The organism is Hymenobacter arcticus (assembly GCF_054779975.1).
The window spans coordinates 11,329-34,709 of record NZ_BAAGXF010000023.1 but is presented as its reverse complement, the minus strand read 5'-3'; the positions used below and the strand labels follow the sequence as shown (position 1 = coordinate 34,709).

The window sequence follows — 23,381 nt, the reverse complement described above, 5'->3', positions numbered from 1 at the left end:
GGGCCGGCCAACGTATTTTTGCGGGTACTTATGTCTGCACTTCCAACTACGGCCCTGCTGGCCGCCGCCGCGCAGTTTGGCACCCCGCTTTACGTGTACCAGGCCGATACTATTCGTGCGCAGTACCAGAAGCTTACCACCGCTTTTACGGGCCACCCCACGCGGTTTTTCTACGCCTGCAAGGCGCTTACCAACGTCGCCATCCTGAAGGTAGTGCTAGCTGAGGGCGCGGGCCTCGACTGCGTGAGCCTCAACGAAGTGCGGCTAGGTTTGCACGTGGGCTTTCTGCCTGAGAACATTCTATTTACGCCCAATAGCGTGGCGTTCAGCGAGTTGGTTGAGGCCAAGGAGTTGGGCGTGAACCTCAACATCGACAACTTGTCGCTGCTGGAGCAGTTTGGGGCCACGTACGGCGGCAGCTACCCGGTGTGCGTGCGCCTGAACCCGCACATTGAGGCGGGCGGCAACTACAAAATCTCGACCGGCCACATCGACAGCAAGTTTGGCATCAGCATTCACCAAATGCGCCACCTGGAGCGCGTGGTGAAGGGCACCGGCCTGCACGTGCGCGGCCTGCACATGCACACGGGCTCCGAAATAAAGGATGTGGCGGTATTTCTGCGGGCCCTCGAAGTGCTGTTCGACGCCGCCCGGCGCTTCCCGCAGCTGGAGTTTCTGGATTTGGGCTCGGGCTTCAAAGTGCCCTACAAGCCCGGCGACTACGAAACCGACATGACCAGCCTGGGCCAGCAGGTAACGGCCGCCTTCGCCGAGTTTGAGCAGGAATACGGCCGGCCGCTCGAAGCCTGGTTTGAGCCCGGCAAGTACCTGGTGAGCGAGGCGGGCTTTCTGCTAGTCGAAGTTTCGACGGTGAAGCACACCACGGCCACGGTGTTTGCGGGCGTCAACTCGGGCTTCAACCACCTCATCCGACCCATGATGTACGATGCGTACCACTACATCAGCAACCTCTCGCACCCCAGCGGCCCCGAGCGCCTCTACACGGTAGTGGGCAACATCTGCGAAACCGACACCTTTGCCTGGGACCGACTGTTGCCTGAAGTACGTGAGGATGACGTACTTGCCTTCCACAATGCCGGCGCTTATGGCTTCGAAATGAGCAGCTCGTTCAACTCGCGCCTGCGCCCCGCCGAGGTGCTGCTCGACGGCGACGCCGCCCCCCGCCTCATCCGCCGCCGCCAAACCTTTGAGGACCTGCTGGCCGGGCAAGTGTAGCCACCCGTTGGTTTGCTGCAAAAAGGAAGAGGTGCTGTTCTAAATTTATTGAACAGCACCTCTTTCACTTTATAAACGCAGGCAACTTACGCCTGTTGCAGCAACCAGCTTACCGCTTCGGTTTCCTCTTCAAAATTACGGTAGAGGTGACCCAGCTTGCGGCTGGTGGTCAGCAGGCTATTCATGGCGAGACGGGCAAATACGTCGTGCGCTACCAGCACGGCTCCGTAGCGATAGCCGTTTTCGTGCACAGCCTTAGGCAGCCATTCTGTGGTCATCCAGGTTTCTTCGGCGGCCGTGAAGGCGCTCATTTCGTGCTGGTTGATGAGCAGGCGGTCCCAGCGACGGCGCTGCATGGCCTGCCGCGCGTGCGTCAGTAACGACCGGAATTGCACCTCCTCGCGGGGGCCGGGGTAGTAGTCGAGCCGCAGGTAGGCCTGGGGCTCTTCCCAAATGCAGCCAATGCTGTTTTTGAAGTAGATAGTGCGAGAATCAGCGGACATAACGCGCAAGCAAAACGCCCAGCTCGTGCCCAACCGAAATATGCCGGTGGGTGGGGCGAAGCCGGGGTAACTTGCCTTAAACTGCGAACGGCCGCCTTGGGTTAGGGCGGTGCGCCGTTTACTTTGCGGCCTATGAAGCCCCGCCGCAAGCCCGCTGCCCTCCGCAAGCCCGATTATTTCCCAGTCGACCACGTACTCACCGGCCTCGATGCGCCTCGTTTGCTAGCCTTAGGTACTGATTTTGAGCAGTTTCGCTTTGTGCAGTGCGACTTTAGCGAGGCCAGCCTGGCCGGCCTGCGCTTCGAGGATTGCCTGTTTGAGCGCTGCAACCTCACCACCACCAAGCTCAGCGGCACCTCCCTGCAAAACGTAGCCTTTGCCGATTGCAAGCTGCTCGGCGTGAGCTTCGGGGCGTGCCTCGACATGCTCTTTGGGGTGCATTTCGATGGCTGCCAGCTGCGCTACGCCTCCTTCGGGGGCAAAAAAATGCCGGGCACCCGCTTCGGGCAGTGCAGCCTCGACGAGGCCGATTTCACGAATGCCGACCTGAGCAACGCCGCTTTCCCGGGCTGCGACCTCACGCGCACCAACTTCCACAACACCCTGCTGGCCGGGGCCGACTTCACTACGGCCACCGGCTTCAGCCTCGACCCCGAGAACAACAATCTGACGGGAGCCCGCTTTGCGCTGGCCGGCCTGCCGGGCCTGCTCGACAAGTACGGCCTCGTAGTGGAAGCGTGAGCAGGGCGTTCTTTTGCACTCTCACACCCCACCCCATTTTCCATGAACCAGATTCCCCCCGCCACCCACTACCGCTGGGACGATATGCCCAAGGACGAGCTGTCGGACACCATTGCGCGCCGCCTCATCACCGGCGACCAGATGATGCTGGCCCACGTGTACCTCAAAAAAGGCGCCATCGTACCCAAGCACTCGCATCATAACGAGCAGATTACCTACATCTTAGAAGGTGCCCTGCGCTTTCACCTCGGCGAAGACGAAAGCCAGGAAGTAATCGTGCGGGCCGGTGAAGTGCTGACCATCCCCTCAAACCTGCCGCACAAAGCCGAGGCGCTGGAAGACACCCTCGACGTGGACGTTTTTAGCCCGCCCCGCCAAGATTGGCTCGATGGCAGCGACAGCTACCTACGCAACACTCCCAAATAACCCCACCCATGGACCTCGGAATAACCGGAAAAGTAGCCCTCGTAACGGCCGCCAGCAAAGGCCTGGGCCGCGCCGTGGCCGAAGAGCTAGCCGCTGAAGGCGCCAGCCTAGTGCTGTGCGCCCGCACCGACGAAACCTTGCAGGCAACCTGCGCCGCCATTCGGGCGGCTACCGGGGCACGGGTGCTGGGCGTAGCCGCCGACGTGGCCAACCCCGCCGACGTGGCCCGGCTGGTGCAAGCCGCGCAGACTGAATTTGGGCAGGTCGATATCCTGGTGACCAATGCTGGGGGACCGCCCGCCGGCACCTTCGAGCAGCATGATGCCGCTGCCTGGGATGCCGCTACCCGCCTGCTGCTCAGCAGCGTAGTGGAGCTGACGCGGGCCGTGCTACCCGACATGCAAGCGCGTGGCTGGGGCCGCATCCTCAACATCACCTCCATCGCCGTGAAGCAGCCCGTAGCGGGCCTCATGCTTTCCAATAGCCTGCGGGCGGCCGTCACGGGCATGGCCCGCACGCTGGCCACTGAAGTGGCAGCCAGTGGCGTCACGGTCAACAACATTTTGCCCGGCTACACCCGCACCGAGCGCGTAGAGCACCTGGCCAGCGCCGCCGCCACCCGCGACAACATTAGCCCCGAGCAGGCTACCGAGCGCTGGACCAGCGAGATACCCATGCGCCGCCTGGGCGAGCCCCGCGAGTTTGCGGCGCTGGCCGCGTTTCTGTGCTCCGAGCGGGCTAGCTACATCACCGGCACCTCCACGGCCGTAGATGGCGGCTGGCTGCGGGGGCTGTATTAGGCTTGTTCTTATTGATTGTCATTGCGAGCGCAACGCGGCAATCGCCCCAGAACGAAACCAGAACAAGCTAATTGAGTTGTTTTAGTATCGCTCTAGGGCGATTACCGCGCTCCTATTCGTTGCGCTCGCAATGACCTATTTTTCCCGAATTCTCTACCTTGATTACCCTGCTTGTCGGCACTAGCCGCCCCCAGTCGCGCACCCGGCGCGTGGCCGAATTCTACGCCAGCCTGCTCGATGAGCTGGGCGCCGCCTACCAGTTTCTGGATTTGGTGGATTTGCCGGTCGATTTTCTCAGCGCCGCCCTTTACCACAACGCGGGCAAACACGCGGCTTTCAACCAGTTGGCGGCCCCACTCGACCACTCGGAGCGCGTCGTCATCTTCGCGCCCGAGTACAATTGCTCCATCCCCGGCGCGCTCAAGGCCTTTATTGATGCGCTGCCCTACCCCGGCGGCCTGCGCGGCAAAAAAGCGGCTCTCGTGAGCCTGAGCAGCGGCGGCCAGGGCGGCCTGCTGGCCCTGAGCCACCTCACCGATATCCTGTTCTACCTAGGTAGCAACGTGTTGCCCCAGCGCGTGCGCCTGCCCAACATCAGCCAGCACCTTTCACAAGAAGGCCAGATAACCGACCCGCTGCTGCGCCAAGTGCTGCGCGAGCAGGCCCAGGCGCTGCTAAATTGGTAGTGGGGTAAATGGGTAAGTGGGGTAGGGTAAAAAAGAACGTCATGCTGAACGCAGTGAAGCATCTCGCTCGCAGCAGTAATTCAATTCTTTGACGGCATTGATTACTACCCTACGCGAGATGCTTCACTGCGTTCAGCATGACGTTCTTGTTGATTACTAATTACCTCCTACCCACTACTACCGCCGGGTGCGCAGCAGCAACCCAAAGCCGTAGAGCGTAACAGCCAGCACGCCCAGCGCCGACAGCATGGCCACGGCGTCGCGCACGTTTTTGCCGGCCCAGTCCATCAGGAAGAACTTATGGAGCACGGCAAAAGATAGCCCCTCGCGCCGGTCGCCATCCGTGACGAAGGCGGCGAGGCGGCCGGTGCCGGGCTCCACGTACAGGGCCGGATGGCTCGCCCCGGCGTAGCTGAGCTTCACTACGGGCAGGCGCTTGTTTACGAAGCCATACTCGCCGGCAAACTTGGTCACCAACTCGGGGCTGCCCAGGCTGGCTGCGGCCGGCGCGGGGCTGCCCCCCACTGCGGCGGGCACACCGATGGCCGCCGGGGCTTCGGCGGTGAGGGCGGGTGCGGTGCAACAGTCGGGCAGGGCCCCGTCTTCGGCCGCGCCGGTAGCGCTGGCGGTGGCTGGCTGGCCATCAAGCGCCAGCATAAATTCCTGGCCCAGCTCGGCGGCGTAGCTCATTTCGCCGTCGGGCAGCAGGGTGCCGTCACGGGTGCTGCGATAATACACAATTGGCTGGCCATCAGCGCCCTTTCTTACCAGGCGGTAGTAGGGCTGGCCGGCTACTCGCACCAGCGACAGCCGAGTAGGGGGCACGGGGCCCGCCAGAGCGTCGGCCAGCGGCCAAGTCAATTCGCTGGCGGCGAAGGCGCTCACCCGCGCCACGGAGTCGCGGCGGTCGGGCGCAAATTTTTGCCAGAGGTGATACGAGGCGCTGAACGCGAACGTGCACGTGACAAACGCCACCCACAGCCCCAGCGTGCGGTGCCGGCGCCGCAGCCAGCCCACCTCATCCTGCGCCGAGCGGGGCTGCCGCAGCTTCTTGCGCACGAAGCCATAGATAACCAGCCCGCTCAGCGCCGACAGCCAGATAACGGTGGTGAAAACCAACATAATACCCAGGTGCAGCGGCCGGGGCAGCACCTCCAGAAAATCCCAGTTGTGCAGCATGCCAAACACCCACAGGAAGCGGGCGCGGGCGTGGTTGTTGAACGTGCCCAGCCGGCTCTGCCCGGTTTCGAGGTACACGGCCATGCCGTCGGGCCGGGCCAAGGTGATTTTCCAGACGGGCAGCAGGCGGTTAATAAACTTATAATCACCGGTATAGTGCGTCAGGCGCTCGGCGCTGGCCACGGCGCTGGTCGAATCGGCCAGCAGGTAGCGGGCCACGTCTTCGGCATAGGCGCGGTCGCCGCCGGGCACTTCCTGGCCAGTGGCGGCCAGGAAGTAGCGTAGCCGCCCCCGAAAGTCGGTGAGCTGGTACGTGGGCTGGTGGTGCAGCTGCACCACGCGCAGGTTTTGGATGGCTGCCAGGTGGTTCTGGGTGAGCACCTGCGTCAGCGGCACGGCCAGTTCACTGGGCAGCAGCGGCGGCGCGGGCACGGTTTCGTGGGCAATGGCCGGGCGCAACCAGTTGGACATCAACGGGTGCGAGAGCCCGCTGAGCGTCCACATGATAACGGGCAGCAGCGTGACCAGGCCCAGCGTGCGGTGCCAGCGATACATAGTGCGGCCCACAAAACGCCGCACGGGCGAGGCCGCCGCGCGGGGCGGCAAAGAAGTGGTTTGCATAAAGGAAAGATTGTAGCGTGGACTCTGCGAGTCCGCGCGTGGGAGCATTGGGTTATAAGGCAGGGCAACGGCGCAACGCGCGGACTCGCAGAGTCCACGCTACTTCTACTCCCGGGCCTTGCCGGCAAACGTGTAGCCCAAGCCTAGCGTGACGGTGCGGGGCGCGGCGGCCTGGTAGGTGGTGCCGTACTGGTTGCTGGTTACCAAGCTGGCATACAGCTCATTACTAAGGTTCACCACGTTCATCCACACTTCGAGGCCGCGCACGGCGGGCTGCGGCAGGCGGTAGCCCAGGCGCAGGTTCAGCAGGTTGTAGCCAGCATAGGTCTTGGTATTGGCCGTGTTGGTGAAGTACTGGCCAATGCGCTGGTACTCCAGCCCCAGCCGGGCCCCGGGCACGAAGCGCGGCTTGTAAAACACCTCCGCATTGGCAATCCAGGTGGGCGCGCTCACCATGCGGTTACCGGCGTAGTCGCGGTTTTTGCCCTGCACTACTTCGCTGTATTCCAGGTAGGTATGCCGCACGTTGGTACCGCTGAAGCGAAAATTCACCTCCGACACCGGCGCGTAAGTCAGCGTATATTCGATGCCCTGGTGGCGGGTCGCGCCCACGTTTTCGCTCTGGGTGGTGTTGTCGGGCTGCAAGAGGCTCACAATCTCGTTGCGGCCCTCTAACACATACGCACTCAGGTCGATATACACCTTGCGCTCAAACAGCGCCACCCAGCCACCGGCCTCGTAATTGTTGAAGTTGGCCTGCTTGAGCTCAATAGTCTGGCGTGAGCTATAGAGGCTACCCGTTTCGGGCGGCTGAAAACCCGTGCTGAAGTTGGCGTACAGGCCCTGCGCCGGCCCCAGGGCATAGGTGAGCCCCAGCTTGGGGGCCACGATGTTATACGTATTGTTCTGGGCCGCTTTTTTAGACGTTTGCGCGCCGCTCAGGTTGTTGATGAAATTGTACTGCACCCGGTCGTAGCGCAGGCCGCCTACCACGCGCAGCGCCTCGGTAGCCTGCACCTCATACTGGGCGTAGGCCGCCGTGTTAAAGAGGTCAATCTGGTAGTCGTCGAGGTAGCGGCCGGTATCGGTGTAGCCCGTGTAGAAGTTGTTGGCCACGTCCTTGTCAATGGTTAGGTAGCGGGCGTAGTACGTGCTCGGGCTATAATCAAAATACCCGCCCACGATGAGCCGCGAGTTCAGAAAGCCCAGGTCGAGGCGGTGCTGCGCTAGGGCTCCGTAGCTATGAAACGACTGGTTATTTACCTGGCCATTAGAGCTTTGATATACGCCATTGGCACGCACATCGGCAATGAAGTAGCTCGGCAGCTGCCCGGTCGAGTTATAGCGCGTAAACGCCGTAAACGCCGTTTGCTGGCGCGCGTTCCAGTCGTGCTCCAGGCGCAGGCTGGCCCGCACGGCCGTGACCACGCGGTTGGTGAAGCGGTTGTTGCTCTGGTAGCGGCGGCTATAAAAATGCGCGCTGTCCAGGGTGCCCGGCGTTTGGGTGTTGAGGTAGTTGTAGGTGCCCATACCCACTAGCCGCGTTTTAGCACTAAACCGGTAGTCGGCCCGCGCCGTCCACGACTGCTTATCGAAATCCGTGTAGTCTTGCCAGCTGTTGCGCTGCCGGGCCGCGTAGCCGCCCACGTACAAACCCAGCCGGCCGGCCGTGCCGCTGGCGCTGGCATCCACGCGCCGGTAGCCAAAGCCGTCGCCCTGCACCGACACGCCCGCCGTGGGCAGCGGCGTGGGGCGCTGGGTCAAAAAATTCACCGCCCCGCCAATGGCATTGGAGCCGTAGAGCGACGAGGCCGGCCCTTTCACCACCTCTATGCTGCGCACGCCGGCCTGGTTTATCTCATACAGCGCGTTGTGGTTGAAAATCCCAATGGGCCGAATCGGCAGGCCATCTTCCAGGTACAGGTACACCGAGTTGGTGCTAATGGGCTGGCGGATAGCCATCATATGCTGCTCATTGCCGAGGTTCACCATGTACACGCCCGCCACCTTGTTGAGCAGCTGGTAGGGCGCGGTAGCCTTGGTATCGGCCAGGAGCTGCGGCGAGAGCTGGCTGATGGCCACCGGCGCTTCAGTACGCTTTTCCTGCTCGCGGCTCGCCGACACCACCACGCCTTGCAAGCTCACCGGCGCGGCTTCAAGCCGCACGGTAAGGGCCTGGCCGTGGGCAGGCACGCGCACCTGCTGAGCATTATACCCAATGAATGAGATAGTTACCTCCCGCGCATCGACCGGTGCGGGCAGTGTAAAATGGCCGCCGGCATCGGTAGTGGTGCCCAGGCTGCTGCCGGGCAGCAGCACCGTCACGCCCGGTAGCGGCTGTTGCGACTGCGCATCGAGCACGGTGCCGCGTAAGGTAGTTTGCTGCGCAACGGCGCAGCTCAGGCTGGCAACAGCCAGCCCGGCAGTCATAAAAACAGCTTTCATTCCCTTGATAATCAGGCTATAAACAAACCAAGGGGGCAAGGCCCAGCAAGCCGGAATACGCGCCAAGCGGCATCCGGGCCACGGCCGGCCGGCAACTCCCCAATCGAAGGTTGGTTTTTAGCCCAGCGGGGGGCGGAACACGGTGCCCAGCGGGGCGGCGTAGGTGCCTGGCACGAGGCGGCGGTAGCGCGCCGCCACCCGCGCCACGGGGCGCACAGCCTGCGGGTGCCAAGCCGCGAAGGCGGGTGGCAGCATTTCGAGGCGCTCCTTTAGCGGGCCGGCCGAGCGGCTTTCGCGCTCCTCCTGCTGCTTCAGCTTTTTGGCGAAGTAGCATTTGCCGTTGCAGTGCAGCATTGGCCGGGCCTTATTCACGCAAAAGCGCGCCGTAATGGTGGCTTGGTTCAACGCGAAATCCACCACCAGCAGCTCGCGGCTGAAGGTTTGCAGCAGCACCAGGGCCGCGAGCAAGTAGGCAAAACAGGATTTCAACAGAAAATAAACAGGGTGAACCGGCGGCAAAAATACGAGCACCTGTCGATTATCCGGCTCTTTTGGCAGTTTATTGGCAGTTTCTTCACGCGCTTCACAAGTGGCAGCGCTAGCTTAGCCTCTGTAAATCTGCTACCTTTAACCTACCCTGCGTAGGTACTTAGCTGCCCCGCCGCGGCCGAACTTTTCGGCCGCGCTGCGTGTGCTAGCAGGCCCACTTTCCTTCGCCCTGCTCCTCTTGGCATTTTTTACTATTTCGATGAGAACCCGCTCGTTTACTATGCTTTGCAGCCTACTGTTCGTGGCTTCGGCGGCCGTTTTTGTCGGCTGCAAAAAAGACAGCGACACGCCCTCTACCATGCCCGGCGAGGTCGATTTACAGATTGCCAACGTAGTGGGCACTAAAGCATTGGCGCTTGACGGTACCACCTACACCACCCCAGCAGGCGAAACGTTTACTGTTACCACACTCAAGTACTACGTTTCCAACCTGAAATTCACGAAGAGCGACGGCACCGTATACGCCGCGCCCAACACGTATTTCCTCGTTGACCAGGCCCAGCCTGCCTCCCAGCACCTGGCCGTAACGGGCGTACCCGCCGGCACTTACACCGGCGTGAGCTTCGTGGTGGGCGTAGACGCGGTCACCACCCAGGCCGACCCACTCACGCTAACCGGCGCGCTCAACCCCGCCAACAGCATGTGGTGGGCCTGGGCCACGGGCCACATTTTCATGAAGATGGAGGGCACCGTGACCTCCGCCAGCCCCGCGCGGCCCATCACCTGCCACATCGGCGGCTACACCGAGCCCAACAATGCCATTGTCACGGCCGCGCCGGCGCTGGGTAGCAACGTACTCACCGTGAGCGGTGCGCACACCGCCACGCTCTTCGTCAATGCCAACGTACTGAAGATGTTCGACGGAGTTAACCACATTACGCTCAGCACGTTCTCGAACGGCATGATGCCCGGCGCCGAAGCCATGCAGGTAGCCAAAAACTACGCCGCCGGCATGTTCACTGTTACTAAAACACAGGTCAACTAGCGCGGCCGTGCGAACCGGGCGTTGGAAATCGGCGGGGCCCTGGCTGGGGCTGCTGGGGCTGGGAGCCGTGCTGGCGGCCGGTAGCTATGGCGCGCCGCGGTCGGCCGCGGCCACCGCCGTGCCGGGGGCCACGCAGCCCGCCAACTTCCCGGCCATGACCTACGCGCTGGCCAAGAACCAGCCCGACCGCGCCACCTTCGAGCTGGGCCGGGCCCTGTTCTACGACCCGCGCCTGTCGAGCAGCGGCACCGTGTCGTGTGGCTCGTGCCACCAGCAAAGCCGGGCCTTCACCGACGGCCAAGCGCTGGCCATTGGCGTGGCCGGCCGCCGCAGCCCGCGCAACGCTCCCACCCTGCAAAACCTACGTTGGCGCACCAGCTTCATGGCCGACGGTGGCGTGCACGGCCTCGAATTACAGGCCCTGGCCCCCCTCACCAGCCCGGCCGAGATGAACACGCCCCTGGCCACCGCCTTGGCCAAGCTCAACGCTAACCCTGCCTACCGCCAGCGCTTCGCGGCTATTTATGGACCCGGCACCATTGATACGCCGCAGTTTCTGCGGGCGCTGGCGCAGTTCACGGCGGCCCTCACGTCGGCCGACTCGCGCTACGACCAGTACGTGCGCCACGAGGCGGGCGGCACGCTCACCCCTACCGAACTGCGCGGCCACGCGCTGTTTACGGCTAAGTGCGGCAATTGCCACACCGGCGAGTTATTTAGCGACAACTCCTTTCGCAACAATGGGTTAGATAGAGCTTTTTCCGTCGATTCGGGTCGGGCGCACATCACGCTGCGGCCCACCGATGCGGGCCGGTTTGCCGTGCCCAGCCTGCGCAACGTGGCTCGCACCGCGCCCTACATGCACGATGGCCGCTTTGCCACGCTGCCCCAGGTGCTGGCCCACTACGCCCACGGCGTGCAGCCCTCGCGCACCCTCGACCCGGTGCTGCGCCGGCCGGGCAGCCGCCTGGGCATTGCGCTCAATAAGACGCAACAGGCTGATTTACTAGCCTTTTTGAATACGCTCACCGACAATATCTTTTTAACCGATAAGCGCCTGGCCGACCCCAAGCTGGAAACCAAGCCGGCTGCTTCGCGCGTTGGGGCTGCGGTGGCCGCCGTACCTTTTGGCCGCTAACTCCGCTTTCTAACTCTTTACTATGGCGCTGTTTACTACTCGGTTTTGGGCCCCTTTGCTGCTGGCAGCCAGCGCCTTGCTGGGCCTCAGCAGCTGCGGCAAGGGTAGTGAGCCGTCGGTAGAGCCCACGCCCACCGCGCCCACGGCCTACCAACTAGTGGTGCCGGCGGGTTTCCCCACGCCCGTTATCCCAGCCGATAACCCGCTCACCAACGAAGGCGTGGCGCTGGGCCGCCAGCTGTTCTACGAAAAGGCGCTGTCCAGCACCGGCACCATGAACTGCGGCTCGTGCCACCAGCAAAGCAAGGCATTTACCGACGGCCGGGCGCTGGCTGTGGGCGTCGATGGCGTGGCCAACCCGCGCGGCACCATGTCGCTGGCCAACGTGCTCTGGAGCACCCAGCTCACCTGGGACGGCGCCTTCACCACCCTCGAAGCCCAGGCCCTCAAGCCCCTCGAAAACCCCATTGAGCTGCACCAGTCGCTCACGGTAGGCGTGGCTAAGTTGCAGGCTAGCAGCACCTACCCGGCGCTCTTCCAGGCTGCGTTTGGTACCAAAACGATTACCAACGAGCTAACCCTTAAGGCCCTGGCGCAGTTTGAGCGCACGCTCATTTCGGGTAATTCGCGCTACGATAAGTATATGGCTACCCGCCAGGGCTTTACGGCCGATGAAGTAACGGGCTTACGGCTTTACTCCACGCACATTGCGCCCGGCGTGGTGCGCGGGGCCGAGTGCTTTCACTGCCACACCCAGCCGCTGATGTCGTCGAACTACGAGGGCCGGTTTTTCAACAACGGCCTCGACCTCACCTTTGCCGACCCCGGCCGGGGTGGCATCACCAAGCTGGCCGTGGACCAGGGTAAGTTCATCGCCCCCACCCTGCGCAACATCACCCTCACGGCCCCCTACATGCACGACGGCCGTTTCAAAACCCTGGAGGAGGTGCTGGACCATTACTCCGAGCACGTACAGATGGCCAGCCCCGGCCTCGATAACAACCTTATTCAAGGCCTCAACAACCCGCCCTTCGGCACCCACATGGACCTCACGGCCACCGAAAAGCGCCAAGTGCTCGCCTTCCTCAAAACCCTAACCGACTCCACCTTTATCACCGATAAACGATTCGCCGCCCCATAATCGCAGATTTTGCAGATTGAGCGGATTTCACTGATTCGAAATGCGCCAACTAGAATACTGCTTGCGTGAAGGATAAATTATCAGCTATAAAAAAGGCCACTCCGAAGAGTAGCCTTTTGCTTTCGTAAAAAAGACGTTCGAATCAGCGAAATCCGCTTAATCTGCGATTTTAGTCGACATTATCGTGTAGGAAGCGGTTATCGCCCAGCAGCTCATTATCGTCGCTGAGGTTGAAGCGCGAGATGTTTTGGGCACTGCTGGGCGTTACTGGCTCTAGCTTTTGGCCACGGCGTAGGTAAGCGGGCGTATCGAGGTGCGTGGTAGCTTCCGGCGACAAGCCCTGGTTTTGGCTGAGCTGCTGCAAGCGGCGGCGACGCTCTTCGGCCTGGGCCTCCAAGATGGCGGGGCGTGGGCGCGGAGCGGGCTGGCCCGGCTGCGCCGGATTCTGACCCTGGCCTTGGCTCGATAACAGCACGGGGTCGCCGGGCGCAGTGATGGGCGCACCCGAGAGCCCGGTTTGGGCGTTGGGCGAGTTAGGGCCGTTGAGCTCGTAGGTAACGCGGGCGGGCTCGGGCGTGGTGAATTTCGGCACCATGGGTGCTGCCGTGGCAGAATGCATGGGCCGGTCCTTCTCGTAAGCCTCTGCTGCCGGAGCCGCGGCCACTGGCTCAGGGGTTGCTTCGGTGGGCCGGGTACTGGTCGAAATGGTGTGCGCCTCGCGGGCAAAGCCGGTGGCAATAACCGTCACGCGAATGCTCTGGCCCAGCGTGTCGTCGGTGCCGTGGCCAAAAATCATTTCGGCGTCCTCACCTGCCTTGTCCTGAATGTACTCGGTGATTTCCGACAGCTCATCCATTTCCAGCTCGGCTTGGTCGCCCGACATAATGCTGAGCAGAATGCGCTGTGCACCCTTGATGTCGGTGTTGTTGAGCAGCGGCGAGTTCAGGGCCTCCTCGGCGGCGCGGCGGGCGCGGTTTTCCCCTTCCGTGATGGAGCTGCCCATTACGGCCGCCCCCGAGTCCTTCATCACCGTTTTCACGTCCTCGAAGTCCACGTTCACATCGCTGGTTACCGTGATGATTTCGGCAATTGACTTGGCCGCCGTCGTCAACACCGTATCGGCTTTGGCAAATGCCTGGCCCATCGTGAGGTTGCCGTAAAGCTGACGCAGCTTATCGTTGAGAATCACCAGCACCGTATCGCAGTGCTCGCTCAGCTCCTTGATGCCCTGCTCGGCCTGGTCGCGCTTCTTCTTACCCTCAAACAGGAAAGGAGCCGTCACGATGCCCACCGTCAAGATATTCAACTCCTGCGCCACTTGCGCAATAACCGGGGCTGCGCCCGTGCCCGTGCCGCCGCCCATGCCCGCCGTAATAAATAGCATTTTGGTGCCGTTGCTCAGCAACTCGCGGATTTGCTCGCGGCTTTCTAGAGCTGCCTGGCGCCCACGCTCGGGCTTGGCGCCCGCACCGAGGCCCTCGGTGAGGTCCACGCCAATCTGGAGCTTGTTCGGCACCGTGGAGCTTTCCAGGGCCTGCCGGTCAGTGTTGCAGATAATAAACTCCACGTCCTTGATGCCCTGCTTATGCATGTGCTTCACGGCATTGGAGCCCCCGCCTCCTACCCCAATCACCTTAATGATGGAGCGGCTCTGGGCAGGAATGTCGAAGGTAAAATTCATAGTTTCAATGAGTGATTGAGTGATTGAGTGAATGAGTGATTGAGCAGGCAGCTAGGCCATTCACTCAGTCACTCATTCACTCATCCGCTCATTGATTAATATTGCTTATCGTCAAAATCGTCAATTAGAATACCCTTTAGCTTGCGGGTGATGTCACCCAAAAACTTGAGGCCCTTCTGCTCCTTGGCCGGCTTGGGCGGCTCGGGAGTAGCAGCAGCGGGAGCTACCGGGGCCGCGGCGGGGGCCGGCGGGGCAAAGCTGGGCACTACGGGCGCAGCCACCGGGGCCACCGGCTGGTAATTATAGGCCGAAACCTCTTCCTCACCGTAACCAGGACGGGCAATGCGCTCATCCTGACCCTGGTAGCCAGCTAGCACGAGGCCCACGCCAGTGGCGTGCATCGGCGACTTCACGGCTTCAATTTTGCTTTTGCCCAGGTGTTGGTTGGGGTAGCCGATGCGCGTGTCGAGGCCGGTGAGGTACTCGGTCAGCTGCTCCAGGTTTTGGAGCTGCGAGCCGCCGCCGGTCAGCACGATGCCGGCCGAAAGCTGGTCCTGCAAACCCATGCGATATATTTCGGCATACACCAACTCGATAATCTCCGACATGCGGGCCTCGATGATATACGCCAAGTTCTTGAGCGACACCTCTTTGGGCGGGCGGTTGGGCAGGCCCGGGATGCTCACAATTTCGTAGTCGCTGGCTTCCTCGGCAATAGCTTTGCCAAACTTCACCTTCAGCTGCTCGGCCTGGTTGGGCGTCACGTTGCAGCCCTGCTTGATATCTTGGGTGATGATGTTGCCGCCAAACGGCAGCACCGCCGCGTGGCGAATAATGCCATCCTTGAACACCGCCAGGTCGGTAGTGCCGCCGCCAATGTCAATCAGGGCCACCCCGGCTTCCTTCTCCTCGTCGCTCAGCACCGATACGCTCGACGCCAGCGGCTCCAGAATGAGGTCAGCAATGGCCAGCCCCGCCTTGGTTACACACTTGTTGATGTTGTTGATAGCCGCGCTTTGCGCGGTGATAATGTGGAAGTTACCTTCCAGCCGCACACCGGCCATGCCAATGGGGTCGGTTACGCCACCTTCAAAGTCAACTTTGTAATCCTGCGGCATCACGTGGATAATCTGCGAGCCGGGCGGGGTCACCAACCGGTACATATCCGCGGTGAGGCGGTTCACGTCGTCCTGGGTAATCTCGTTGTCGCTGCTGGGGCGCGTGATGGAGCCATTATGTTGCAGCGACTTGATGTGCTGCCCCGCAATGCCCACGTTTACCACCCCAATATCAATGCCCGACTGCTCCTCGGCCTGCCGGATGGCACGCTTGATGGCGTCAACAGTCTTGTCAATATTGAGCACAATGCCGCGCTGCACCCCATCGGATACGGCCTTGCCCATGCCCAAAATCTCGAGCTTGCCGTACTCATTCTTACGGCCTACCAGGGCGCAGATTTTCGTGGTACCAATGTCGAGCCCGACGACGATTTTATCTTGTTGCATAGGAAGGAGGTAGGCAGTGAAAGAGCAGAAGCTAAACTAGTTAGCAAGACACGTAAAAAATAGATTTATGATTGCCAAGTAGTTACTACTCGCAAATTATTTGGTTTTGGTATTCTACGTTGACGCGATGGTACGTATCCCAGCCCAAAACCGAGGGTATTTGTCGGTAAAATACCATCAATTTGGCGAATTTCTCTGAAATATTGTCCGGCGCGCCGAACTCGATGCGCTGGTCGCCAACCTGCTGCGTAAAGCTGAGCTTGCCGCCCGGCTCCACAAACACTTCAGCCACCTGCGCCCGCCAGAACGGATGTTCGTCTACGAAACGCAGGAAATCTAGGTAACCGCGGCTGGTGCTATCCTGAAAAAAATTACTGGGGAGCGTGCCGCCGCCGGCGCGGCTCACCGTGGCCACCCGCGCCGTGTAGAGGGGCGAAAGCGGCAGGCGCTTGCCCTCGGCATCGACGTAGGCATCGAGGCGGTCGTCGGGGTGCACGAGGCGGGCAATGGGGCGGTTCTGGTGAATGTCGGCGTGCAGCGTACCCGAGAGGTCGCGGTACACTTGGGCATCACGCACGAAGGGATGCGCCTTGAGGCGATTTTCGAGCTCGCGCAGGCGGGGGCCTTCGGGCATAGTACCAATCACCGGCTCCTTGCCGCCGTTGGTGAGCAGGGCCGTCACGCCGCGCTCGCTAATGAAGTAATTATCGGCGTCGTTGGCCACGTTTACCACAATGTCTTGCACCGGGCGGTGGGCCTGCCGAAAAGCCGCAAACGCGGCCATGCCCCCTAGCCCCAACAGGCAGGCAAGCGCGACGAGCAGATTGCGGACGGAGGTATTCATAAAAATCGCAGATTTAGACAGATTGCGCTGATTTCGCTAATTCGAATGGCGCTGGAGGTTGGCTCTTGGGGCCGAAATCAGGAGCGAAATAGTTGGGTATTTTTTGGGGAGAATCTGAGGAAATTATTAGTTAACCAAGATTCTTTTTAGCTGCGGAACCAGCGTGTCAATGTCACCAGCACCCACGGTTGCCAGGATATCAAAAGTAGGTCTATTTTCCACATATTCCAACACTTGTGCCTTGGTTTGCAAGGATTTAGCTGCTGAAGTAATGGCGGGTAATAACATGCTCGCCGTGATGCCCGGCAGGGGCAACTCACGGGCCGGATAAATGTCTAGTAATATGACTTCGTCGGCCAGGCTCAGGCTCTGCGAAAAGCCCTCCGCAAAATCGCGCGTGCGGGTAAATAGGTGGGGCTGAAAAATGGCGCAGATTTTTTTATTCGGATACAGCGCCCGCAGCGAGTGCAGAAAGGCCTCTATTTCGCGGGGGTGATGGGCGTAGTCGTCTACGTACACTTTATCGGCCCCGGTTACGATAAATTCAAAACGTCTTTTCACGCCCCGGTAGGCAGCCACGGCCTCAGGCAGTTGCGCGGCCGTGACGCCAAATAATTGCGCGGCCGCCGCGGCCGCCAGCATATTTTCGACGTTGTGAAACCCCGGTACGGCCAGTTCCAACCCCGCTACCACGCCCTCGGGGCCGTGCAAATCGAAGTGAAACTGATGGCCCTGGGTGGTAATATTCGCCGCAAACAAATTGGGGCCTTCGGCGGCCGTGAGCCCGTAACGCAGCACCCGCGTGCCAGGCGGCACGGCGGCGGCCACGCGGGCATCGGCGGTGTGGTTAAGCAGTAGCGTGCCGCCGGGCTTTATCTGGCTCACAAACTGGCAAAATGAGTCGATGAGGGCGCTTTGCTCGCCATAGATGTCGAGGTGGTCGGCGTCGGTGCTCGTAACGATGGCCACGTCGGGGTACAGCGTGAGGAAGCTGCGGTCATACTCGTCGGCCTCCACCACCACGGGCGCGGCGGGGCTTTGGGGCAGCAATAGATTTGACCCCAGGTTAACGGCGATGCCGCCCAGGAATGCGCCCGCATCGAGGCCCGCGTGGTGCAGCAAATGCGCCACCATGCTGCTGGTAGTAGTTTTGCCGTGGGTGCCGGCTACCGCAATGGTAGGCCGGCCCTGGGTGAGCACGCCCAGCACCTGGCTGCGTTTGCGAATGTCGTAGCCCTGCGCGCGCAGCCACGCCCACTCCAAGCTGGTGGCCGGAATGGCAGGCGTGAGCACCACCAACGTCTGGTCTTTATTCTCGCGAATTGCCAGCGGAATATTCTCCACTGCATCGGCGTAATGCACGACAATTCCTTCGGCCTGCAAAGCCAGCGTGAGCGGGGTTTCGGTTTTATCGAAACCACTGACCTGGTGGCCATTGGACTTAAACCAACGCGCCAGCGCCGACATACCAATGCCGCCGATGCCAAGGAAAAATACGTAGGGAAATTGCTGCATTATTTGGTGGTATCCGGTCCGAAAAAGAACGTCATGCAGACCGAAGGGAAGCATCTCGCATGGGGTAGCAATCTCAATTGTTCGGCGATGTGAGCGAGATGCTTCCCTTCAGTCTGCATGACGTTCTTTTTAATTTAATTCTATTTTCCGATTAATTTAAACAGCTCATCCACAATGTCTTTGGTGGCATCGGGGCGGGCCAATTCGCGCACGCGCTCGCTGAGCTGCTGCTGCCGCTCGGGGTCAGCGAGCAGGCGCAGGGTTTCGTCGTAGAGGCGCGCGGCGGCGTGGGCATCGATGATGAGCACGGCCGCGCCTTTGCCCACCAGGGCCAGGGCGTTTTTGGTTTGGTGGTCCTCGGCCACGTTGGGCGAGGGCACTAGCACGCTGGCCTTGCCCGTGAGGCAAAGCTCTGATACGGAGAGCGCGCCGGCGCGGCTCACTACTACATCGGCGGCGGCGTAAGCCAAGTCCATGCGCTTGATAAATTCCAGCGCTTGCAGGTGGGCGGCGGCGTAGGGCGCGGCCTGCTGCTGGGCTTCGGGGAAGTAGAGCTTGCCGGTTTGCCAGAGCAGCTGCACGCCGGCTTCGCGCAGGCGGGGCAGGGCGGCGGCGGTAGCCAGGTTGAGGGTGCGGGCGCCGAGGCTGCCGCCGATTACGAGCAAGGTTTTCTTAGTGGGGTCGAGGCCGAAAAAATGCAGGGCTTCAGCGCGGTCGCCGTGGGCAATTTCGGCGCGCACGGGGTTGCCGGTGAGTACGATTTTATTGGCTGGAAAAAACTTATCCATGCCTTCGTAAGCCACGCATATTTTACCCACCCGGCGGCCCAGCAATTTATTAACCAGGCCGGCGTACGAATTTTGCTCTTGAATGAGACTCGGAATAGTACGCGAGGTGGCGGCCAGCAGCACCGGGGCAGAGGCGTAGCCGCCCACGCCCACCACGGCATCGGGTCGAAATTGCTCAATTAACTTACCGGCCCGGCGCACCGAGCGAAATACCCGCACCGGGAACAGAATATTCTGGGGCGTGAGGCGGCGCTGCAAGCCGGTAATATCCAGGCCCACAATCTGATAGCCAGCTTCGGGCACGCGCGTCATCTCCATGCGGCCGTTGGCGCCCACAAACAAGATATCGGCGTCGGGCTGCCGCCGCCGAATTTCATTCGCAATTGCCACCGCCGGGAAAATGTGCCCGCCCGTGCCGCCACCGGAGATGATAAATTTCATGTTTTTATTCAGTTAAAATCGTTTGTCATTGCGAGCCTGCGAAGCAATCTTTCCTTATCGTTTGCTTCGGCGGATTACCAACCCTAACGGAGAGAAAACTGCTTCGCAGGCTCGCAATGACAGATGTATTTTACGCATATTGCGCCCGCTTGCTGGGGATGCGGGGCGTATCGCTGGCTTCGCCAGCCATTGGGCGGGTTTCGCGCTCGCCACGGCTTACGGCCAGGATAATGCCGACACTTAAGCCGGTGAATATCAAGGAAGTACCACCCATACTGAGCATGGGGAGCGGCAGGCCGGTAACCGGGCCCAGGCCTACAGCCACGCCCATATTCACCATGGCTTGCAATACCAGGCTAAAGCACAGACCGGCCGAAAGCAGGCCGCCAAATGCACCCTGGCTATTCATCACAGTTTTGAGCCCTCGATAGAGAAAAGCGAGGTAGAGGAAGAGCACGACCAAGCCGCCAATCATGCCGTATTCTTCAATAATAATGGCGTAGATAAAGTCGGAGTATGGGTGCGGCATGATGTTGCGCTCGGTGCTTTTGCCGGGGCCTTTGCCGGTGAGGCCACCCGTGGCAATGGCGATGTAGGCGTGCTCCGACTGGAAGGCAACTTTTTTGGTGTGGTCGGTGAAATTGGTGATGCGCGATACTACCGTGCCCAGGCGCTGCCCGGCGGCCAGGCCGGCCCCGCCCAGCACCACGCCAATGACCACCATCACCAGCATTTGGCGCATCGGCACGCGGCCGATGAACATGAGTAGCAGGCAGGTTAAAAATAGGAGCAGCGCCGTGGAGGCGTTGGACAATACAATCAGGCCGCAAATAACTCCTACCCAAATCATTACCGGCAGCAGCGTGCTTTTGAAGTCGTGCAAGTGCTGCTGGCGGCGGCTCAACATGCTGGCCAGGTGCGAGATAAGCGCCAGCTTGGCTAGGTCGGAGGGCTGAAACGTTTGGTTGATAACCGGGATGGTGAGCCAGCGCGAGGCCCCGTTGGTTTCGCCGCCCATGAGGTAGGTAAAAAGCAACAGCGGCACCGACAACAGCAGCGCGTAGAGCGACAACCGCGAGTAGTGTCGGTAGTCGATGCGGTGAGCCAACCACATGAGGCCTAGACCAATAAATATCAAGCTGCTGTGCTTGAGCACAATCATCTCGACCGAGCCGTTGCGGCCGTGCAGCTCGTTGCGGTATGCCAGCGTGCCGGTGGCCGAGTAAACCACGGCAATGCTGATGAGCGAAAACAGAATAACGATGGCCCACAAAATGGGGTCGCCCTTGAGGTTGCGCTGGAGCCAGGTGAGGCGGTGAGGAGCTTCCATAAATCGCAGATTATCGCTGATTAAACTGATTTCGCTGATTCGGCCGGGGCCAGTGCCTGCACGGCGGCGGCAAACTGGCGGCCGCGGTCTTCGTAGTTTTTGAACAGGTCGAAGCTGGCGCAGCAGGGCGAGAGCAGCACCACGTCGCCGGGGGTAGCGAGGGCAGCGGCGCGCTGCACGGCGTCGGCCATGCTTTGGGTTTCTTCGAGGTGGGGCACCGTAGTTTCGAAGGTGGTGCGCAGCTTGGTATTGTCCACGCCGAGGCAGATGAGGGCCTTCACTTTTTGCTCGGCCAGCGGCAGAATGGTGGCATAGTCGTTGCCCTTATCGGTGCCGCCGGCAATCCAGACGATGGAGCGCTTGATACCGTCGAGGGCGTACCAAGCGGCTTCCACGTTGGTGGCCTTGCTGTCGTCGATAAACTGCACGTCGTTCAGCTCGCGCACCAGTTGCAGGCGGTGGTCGGCGTTGTGGAAGGTAGCCAGGGCAGCCTCAATCTGGGTGGGCGAGGCTCCGGCCACGCGCGCGGCCAGGATGGCGGCCGCCATATTCTGCTGGTTGTGCTGGCCGATGAGCGGCGAGTTTTCGATGCTCACCTTATCGGGGTGGCGGTCCTCGATGGGCAGGTGAATGCGCAGCGTAGTCTGGTTCTGGTAATAGGCGGCCAGGTGGTAATCGGGCCGGTGGTGCTGGCTAAACGGCAGCGTGAAGGCACTCATAAACGCCGTGGCCAGGAAGCGCCCAATATTCTCGTCGTCGGCGTTATAAATCAGGTAGTCGTCGGTGGCCAGGTTTTCGGCAATGCGCAGCTTGGCAGCGGCGTATTTCTCCAGTGAATATTCGTAGCGGTCAAGGTGGTCGGGCGTGATGTTGAGCAGCAGCGCAATCCAGGGGTGAAAATCTTGAATATCATCGAGTTGGAAGCTACTCAGCTCCAGCACGTAATACTCAAATTTATCCGCCATCACCTGCTCGGCCAGCGAGTAGCCGATGTTGCCGGCTAGGCCCACGCTAAAGCCTGCTTCCTTCAGCAGGTGGTAGGTGAGTAGCGTGGTAGTGGTTTTGCCGTTGGTGCCGGTAATGGCCACAAAGCGCGCCTTGGTGTGGCGGCTGGCAAACTCGATTTCGGAATGAATTGGGATTTTCTGCTCGCGAATAGCCTTGATAACGAGCGCTTTCTCGGGGATTCCGGGGCTTTTAATTACCTCATCAGCTTGCAGAATACGGGGCAGCGAATGCTGATTTTCCTCAAACTCGATGCCCGCCTGCGTGAGCTTGGCCTTGTACGCGGGCTGGATTTCGCCGCGGTCGGACACGAACACGGTGTGGCCTTTCGCTTGCGCGAGCAGGGCGGCACCAACGCCACTTTCGGCGGCTCCGAGGATTACGATATTCATTGCAGCGTAGGGTTAGCTTTAGCTTGCCTTTTTGGGAAATAAATTACTTTGCGCTAACGGTGGCAAGCTAAAGCTTACCCTACAGGCTAGCGCAGTTTCAGGGTAACCAACGTGATGATTGCCAGCATGATACTCACAATCCAGAAGCGGGAAACAATTTTAGATTCGTGGTAGCCCAGCTTTTGGTAGTGGTGGTGCAGTGGCGACATGCGCAGCAGCCGGCGGCCTTCGCCATACTTGCGCTTGGTGTATTTAAACCAGCCCACCTGCACGACTACCGACAGGTTTTCGATAATAAACACGCCGCACAGAATAGGAATGAGGATTTCCTTACGCACAATGAGGGCCAGCACCGTGATGATGCCGCCCAGCGCCAGCGAGCCGGTATCGCCCATAAATACCTGCGCCGGGTACGAGTTGTACCACAAAAAGCCCACGCAAGCCCCCACAAAGGCCGTACAGAAAATAACTAGCTCCCCCGAATCGGGAATAAACATAACATCCAGGTAGTCAGCTAGTAACGCATTACCGCTCACGAAGGCGAAAATGGCCAGCGTAACCCCAATAATGGCCGAGGTACCGGCCGCTAGCCCGTCGAGGCCATCAGTAAGGTTGGCCCCGTTGCTGATAGCCGTGACCAGAAAGATGACAATGGGGATGTAGAGAATGCTGTAGAGCCCGTTGAATACGGTACCCGCCGAGGCGAATAAATCGCCGTAGTTCAGCTCGTTATTCTTCATGAAGGGCACGGTGGTAATCATCAGGTGCACGTCGTGGTACACTTTGCTGGCGTCGATTTCCGAGAGCGTGCCGTTGGGCATTACGTATTGGCGAATGGTGATTTCATCGCTAAAAAACAGCACCCACCCCACCGTGATGCCCAGGCCCACCTGGCCCAGTATCTTGAAGCGGCCACTCAAGCCCTCCTTGTTTTTGCGAAATACCTTGATGTAGTCGTCCAGGAAGCCAATTAACCCCAGCCACACCGTGCTTAGTAACATCAAGATAATGTAGATGTTACGCAGGCGGGCAAACAGCAATACTGGCACCAGAATGGCCAGCAGAATGATGAGGCCGCCCATGGTAGGCGTACCTTTTTTGTCGAGCTGCCCCTGCAAGCCCAGGTCGCGGATGCTTTCGCCGACCTGCTTTTTTTGCAGCACTTTGATGAGCCGGCCGCCAAAAATCTGGGCAATGAGCAGCGACACAATCACCGACAGCCCGGCGCGGAAGGTCGTGTATTGGAACACGCCCGTGCCCGGGATGTGAAAGTGTTCGTGCAGGTAGCGAAAGAGGTAATAGAGCATGGTATCAGATTATGAGCCGTTCGTCATTGCGAGCCTGCGAAGCAATCGCATCTGAACGAAATCGTTCGGGTGTCATGCGGGTACGATTGCTTCGCAGGTTCGCAATGACGAGCGGTTCATGGT

General features: G+C 60.4%; 20 protein-coding genes. 8 read left to right on the top strand and 12 right to left on the bottom strand.

What is annotated here, in order from left to right; all coding sequences use genetic code 11:
- Nucleotides 1-30 precede the first annotated feature (30 nt).
- Nucleotides 31-1,236: a diaminopimelate decarboxylase family protein gene (gene lysA / locus ACYVGC_RS23265; RefSeq protein WP_460586240.1), complete on the top strand. Its 1,206-nt coding sequence runs from the start codon at nucleotides 31-33 to the stop codon at nucleotides 1,234-1,236.
- A gap of 86 nt (nucleotides 1,237-1,322) precedes the next feature.
- On the opposite strand, the gene ACYVGC_RS23260 is transcribed toward lysA, so the two are convergent.
- Complete coding sequence (locus ACYVGC_RS23260) at nucleotides 1,323-1,739, bottom strand: hypothetical protein (protein ID WP_460586239.1); 417 nt, start codon at nucleotides 1,737-1,739, stop codon at nucleotides 1,323-1,325.
- Between the two features lie 132 nt (nucleotides 1,740-1,871).
- Here ACYVGC_RS23260 and ACYVGC_RS23255 point away from each other — a divergent pair, with 132 nt between their 5' ends.
- The 4 genes from ACYVGC_RS23255 to ACYVGC_RS23240 all read left to right on the top strand — a co-directional run bounded on the left by ACYVGC_RS23255 (nucleotide 1,872) and on the right by ACYVGC_RS23240 (nucleotide 4,392).
- On the top strand, nucleotides 1,872-2,480 hold the full coding sequence (locus tag ACYVGC_RS23255; protein WP_460586238.1) for a pentapeptide repeat-containing protein: 609 nt from the start codon (nucleotides 1,872-1,874) through the stop codon (nucleotides 2,478-2,480).
- Nucleotides 2,481-2,522: 42 nt separating this feature from the next.
- Nucleotides 2,523-2,906, top strand: coding sequence for a cupin domain-containing protein (locus ACYVGC_RS23250; RefSeq protein WP_460586237.1), 384 nt, complete (start codon nucleotides 2,523-2,525; stop codon nucleotides 2,904-2,906).
- An 8-nt stretch (nucleotides 2,907-2,914) separates the two neighbouring features.
- Nucleotides 2,915-3,706, top strand: coding sequence for an SDR family oxidoreductase (locus ACYVGC_RS23245; protein ID WP_460586236.1), 792 nt, complete (start codon nucleotides 2,915-2,917; stop codon nucleotides 3,704-3,706).
- Between the two features lie 158 nt (nucleotides 3,707-3,864).
- Nucleotides 3,865-4,392 (top strand): NADPH-dependent FMN reductase, encoded by a 528-nt coding sequence (locus ACYVGC_RS23240; RefSeq protein ID WP_460586235.1) that lies wholly within the window; start codon nucleotides 3,865-3,867, stop codon nucleotides 4,390-4,392.
- Nucleotides 4,393-4,569: 177 nt separating this feature from the next.
- Here ACYVGC_RS23240 and ACYVGC_RS23235 read toward each other — a convergent pair whose 3' ends face one another.
- The 3 genes from ACYVGC_RS23235 to ACYVGC_RS23225 all read right to left on the bottom strand — a co-directional run bounded on the left by ACYVGC_RS23235 (nucleotide 4,570) and on the right by ACYVGC_RS23225 (nucleotide 9,126).
- On the bottom strand, nucleotides 4,570-6,192 hold the full coding sequence (locus tag ACYVGC_RS23235; protein ID WP_460586234.1) for a PepSY domain-containing protein: 1,623 nt from the start codon (nucleotides 6,190-6,192) through the stop codon (nucleotides 4,570-4,572).
- Nucleotides 6,193-6,297: 105 nt separating this feature from the next.
- Nucleotides 6,298-8,637 (bottom strand): TonB-dependent receptor domain-containing protein, encoded by a 2,340-nt coding sequence (locus tag ACYVGC_RS23230; protein ID WP_460586233.1) that lies wholly within the window; start codon nucleotides 8,635-8,637, stop codon nucleotides 6,298-6,300.
- A 117-nt stretch (nucleotides 8,638-8,754) separates the two neighbouring features.
- Entirely contained in the window at nucleotides 8,755-9,126 is a 372-nt protein-coding gene (locus ACYVGC_RS23225; protein WP_460586232.1) for a hypothetical protein, read from the bottom strand.
- Between the two features lie 280 nt (nucleotides 9,127-9,406).
- Here ACYVGC_RS23225 and ACYVGC_RS23220 point away from each other — a divergent pair, with 280 nt between their 5' ends.
- The 3 genes from ACYVGC_RS23220 to ACYVGC_RS23210 are packed head-to-tail and all read left to right on the top strand — an operon-like array spanning nucleotide 9,407 to nucleotide 12,450.
- A complete protein-coding gene (locus ACYVGC_RS23220; RefSeq protein WP_460586231.1) occupies nucleotides 9,407-10,171 on the top strand; it encodes an MbnP family protein in 765 nt (254 codons plus the stop codon).
- 7 nt (nucleotides 10,172-10,178) lie between these two features.
- Entirely contained in the window at nucleotides 10,179-11,309 is a 1,131-nt protein-coding gene (locus ACYVGC_RS23215) for a cytochrome-c peroxidase (protein ID WP_460586230.1), read from the top strand.
- Nucleotides 11,310-11,331: 22 nt separating this feature from the next.
- Nucleotides 11,332-12,450, top strand: coding sequence for a cytochrome-c peroxidase (locus ACYVGC_RS23210; RefSeq protein WP_460586229.1), 1,119 nt, complete (start codon nucleotides 11,332-11,334; stop codon nucleotides 12,448-12,450).
- A gap of 169 nt (nucleotides 12,451-12,619) precedes the next feature.
- Here the strand turns inward: ACYVGC_RS23210 and ftsZ are convergent, their stop codons facing one another.
- The 8 genes from ftsZ to mraY all read right to left on the bottom strand — a co-directional run bounded on the left by ftsZ (nucleotide 12,620) and on the right by mraY (nucleotide 23,258).
- Nucleotides 12,620-14,131 carry a cell division protein FtsZ gene (ftsZ, locus tag ACYVGC_RS23205; protein ID WP_460586228.1) on the bottom strand — a complete coding sequence of 504 codons (1,512 nt, stop codon included), beginning with the start codon at nucleotides 14,129-14,131 and terminating at the stop codon, nucleotides 12,620-12,622.
- Nucleotides 14,132-14,226: 95 nt separating this feature from the next.
- The gene (ftsA, locus tag ACYVGC_RS23200; RefSeq protein WP_460586227.1) at nucleotides 14,227-15,636 is read right to left on the bottom strand and encodes a cell division protein FtsA; all 1,410 of its coding nucleotides are present in this window, start codon (nucleotides 15,634-15,636) and stop codon (nucleotides 14,227-14,229) included.
- A gap of 85 nt (nucleotides 15,637-15,721) precedes the next feature.
- Nucleotides 15,722-16,480 carry a cell division protein FtsQ/DivIB gene (locus ACYVGC_RS23195; RefSeq protein ID WP_460586226.1) on the bottom strand — a complete coding sequence of 253 codons (759 nt, stop codon included), beginning with the start codon at nucleotides 16,478-16,480 and terminating at the stop codon, nucleotides 15,722-15,724.
- 126 nt (nucleotides 16,481-16,606) lie between these two features.
- Entirely contained in the window at nucleotides 16,607-17,995 is a 1,389-nt protein-coding gene (gene murC / locus ACYVGC_RS23190) for a UDP-N-acetylmuramate--L-alanine ligase (RefSeq protein WP_460586225.1), read from the bottom strand.
- A gap of 140 nt (nucleotides 17,996-18,135) precedes the next feature.
- Nucleotides 18,136-19,224, bottom strand: coding sequence for a UDP-N-acetylglucosamine--N-acetylmuramyl-(pentapeptide) pyrophosphoryl-undecaprenol N-acetylglucosamine transferase (murG, locus tag ACYVGC_RS23185; RefSeq protein ID WP_460586224.1), 1,089 nt, complete (start codon nucleotides 19,222-19,224; stop codon nucleotides 18,136-18,138).
- Nucleotides 19,225-19,354: 130 nt separating this feature from the next.
- Nucleotides 19,355-20,554: an FtsW/RodA/SpoVE family cell cycle protein gene (locus ACYVGC_RS23180; protein ID WP_460586223.1), complete on the bottom strand. Its 1,200-nt coding sequence runs from the start codon at nucleotides 20,552-20,554 to the stop codon at nucleotides 19,355-19,357.
- Between the two features lie 20 nt (nucleotides 20,555-20,574).
- Nucleotides 20,575-21,951 carry a Mur ligase family protein gene (gene murD, locus ACYVGC_RS23175; protein WP_460586222.1) on the bottom strand — a complete coding sequence of 459 codons (1,377 nt, stop codon included), beginning with the start codon at nucleotides 21,949-21,951 and terminating at the stop codon, nucleotides 20,575-20,577.
- Nucleotides 21,952-22,037: 86 nt separating this feature from the next.
- Nucleotides 22,038-23,258, bottom strand: a complete 1,221-nt coding sequence (gene mraY, locus ACYVGC_RS23170; protein WP_460586221.1) for a phospho-N-acetylmuramoyl-pentapeptide-transferase — start codon at nucleotides 23,256-23,258, stop codon at nucleotides 22,038-22,040.
- Between the last annotated feature and the right edge of the window lie 123 nt (nucleotides 23,259-23,381).

Coding starts and splice junctions, on each gene's coding strand:
- lysA (WP_460586240.1), top strand. CDS start 31: ATGTCTGCACTTCCAACTACGGCCCTGCTGGCCGCCGCCGCGCAGTTT.
- ACYVGC_RS23260 (WP_460586239.1), bottom strand. CDS start 1,739: ATGTCCGCTGATTCTCGCACTATCTACTTCAAAAACAGCATTGGCTGC.
- ACYVGC_RS23255 (WP_460586238.1), top strand. CDS start 1,872: ATGAAGCCCCGCCGCAAGCCCGCTGCCCTCCGCAAGCCCGATTATTTC.
- ACYVGC_RS23250 (WP_460586237.1), top strand. CDS start 2,523: ATGAACCAGATTCCCCCCGCCACCCACTACCGCTGGGACGATATGCCC.
- ACYVGC_RS23245 (WP_460586236.1), top strand. CDS start 2,915: ATGGACCTCGGAATAACCGGAAAAGTAGCCCTCGTAACGGCCGCCAGC.
- ACYVGC_RS23235 (WP_460586234.1), bottom strand. CDS start 6,192: ATGCAAACCACTTCTTTGCCGCCCCGCGCGGCGGCCTCGCCCGTGCGG.
- ACYVGC_RS23230 (WP_460586233.1), bottom strand. CDS start 8,637: ATGAAAGCTGTTTTTATGACTGCCGGGCTGGCTGTTGCCAGCCTGAGC.
- ACYVGC_RS23220 (WP_460586231.1), top strand. CDS start 9,407: ATGCTTTGCAGCCTACTGTTCGTGGCTTCGGCGGCCGTTTTTGTCGGC.
- ACYVGC_RS23210 (WP_460586229.1), top strand. CDS start 11,332: ATGGCGCTGTTTACTACTCGGTTTTGGGCCCCTTTGCTGCTGGCAGCC.
- ftsZ (WP_460586228.1), bottom strand. CDS start 14,131: ATGAATTTTACCTTCGACATTCCTGCCCAGAGCCGCTCCATCATTAAG.
- ftsA (WP_460586227.1), bottom strand. CDS start 15,636: ATGCAACAAGATAAAATCGTCGTCGGGCTCGACATTGGTACCACGAAA.
- ACYVGC_RS23195 (WP_460586226.1), bottom strand. CDS start 16,480: ATGAATACCTCCGTCCGCAATCTGCTCGTCGCGCTTGCCTGCCTGTTG.
- murC (WP_460586225.1), bottom strand. CDS start 17,995: ATGCAGCAATTTCCCTACGTATTTTTCCTTGGCATCGGCGGCATTGGT.
- murG (WP_460586224.1), bottom strand. CDS start 19,224: ATGAAATTTATCATCTCCGGTGGCGGCACGGGCGGGCACATTTTCCCG.
- ACYVGC_RS23180 (WP_460586223.1), bottom strand. CDS start 20,554: ATGGAAGCTCCTCACCGCCTCACCTGGCTCCAGCGCAACCTCAAGGGC.
- murD (WP_460586222.1), bottom strand. CDS start 21,951: ATGAATATCGTAATCCTCGGAGCCGCCGAAAGTGGCGTTGGTGCCGCC.
- mraY (WP_460586221.1), bottom strand. CDS start 23,258: ATGCTCTATTACCTCTTTCGCTACCTGCACGAACACTTTCACATCCCG.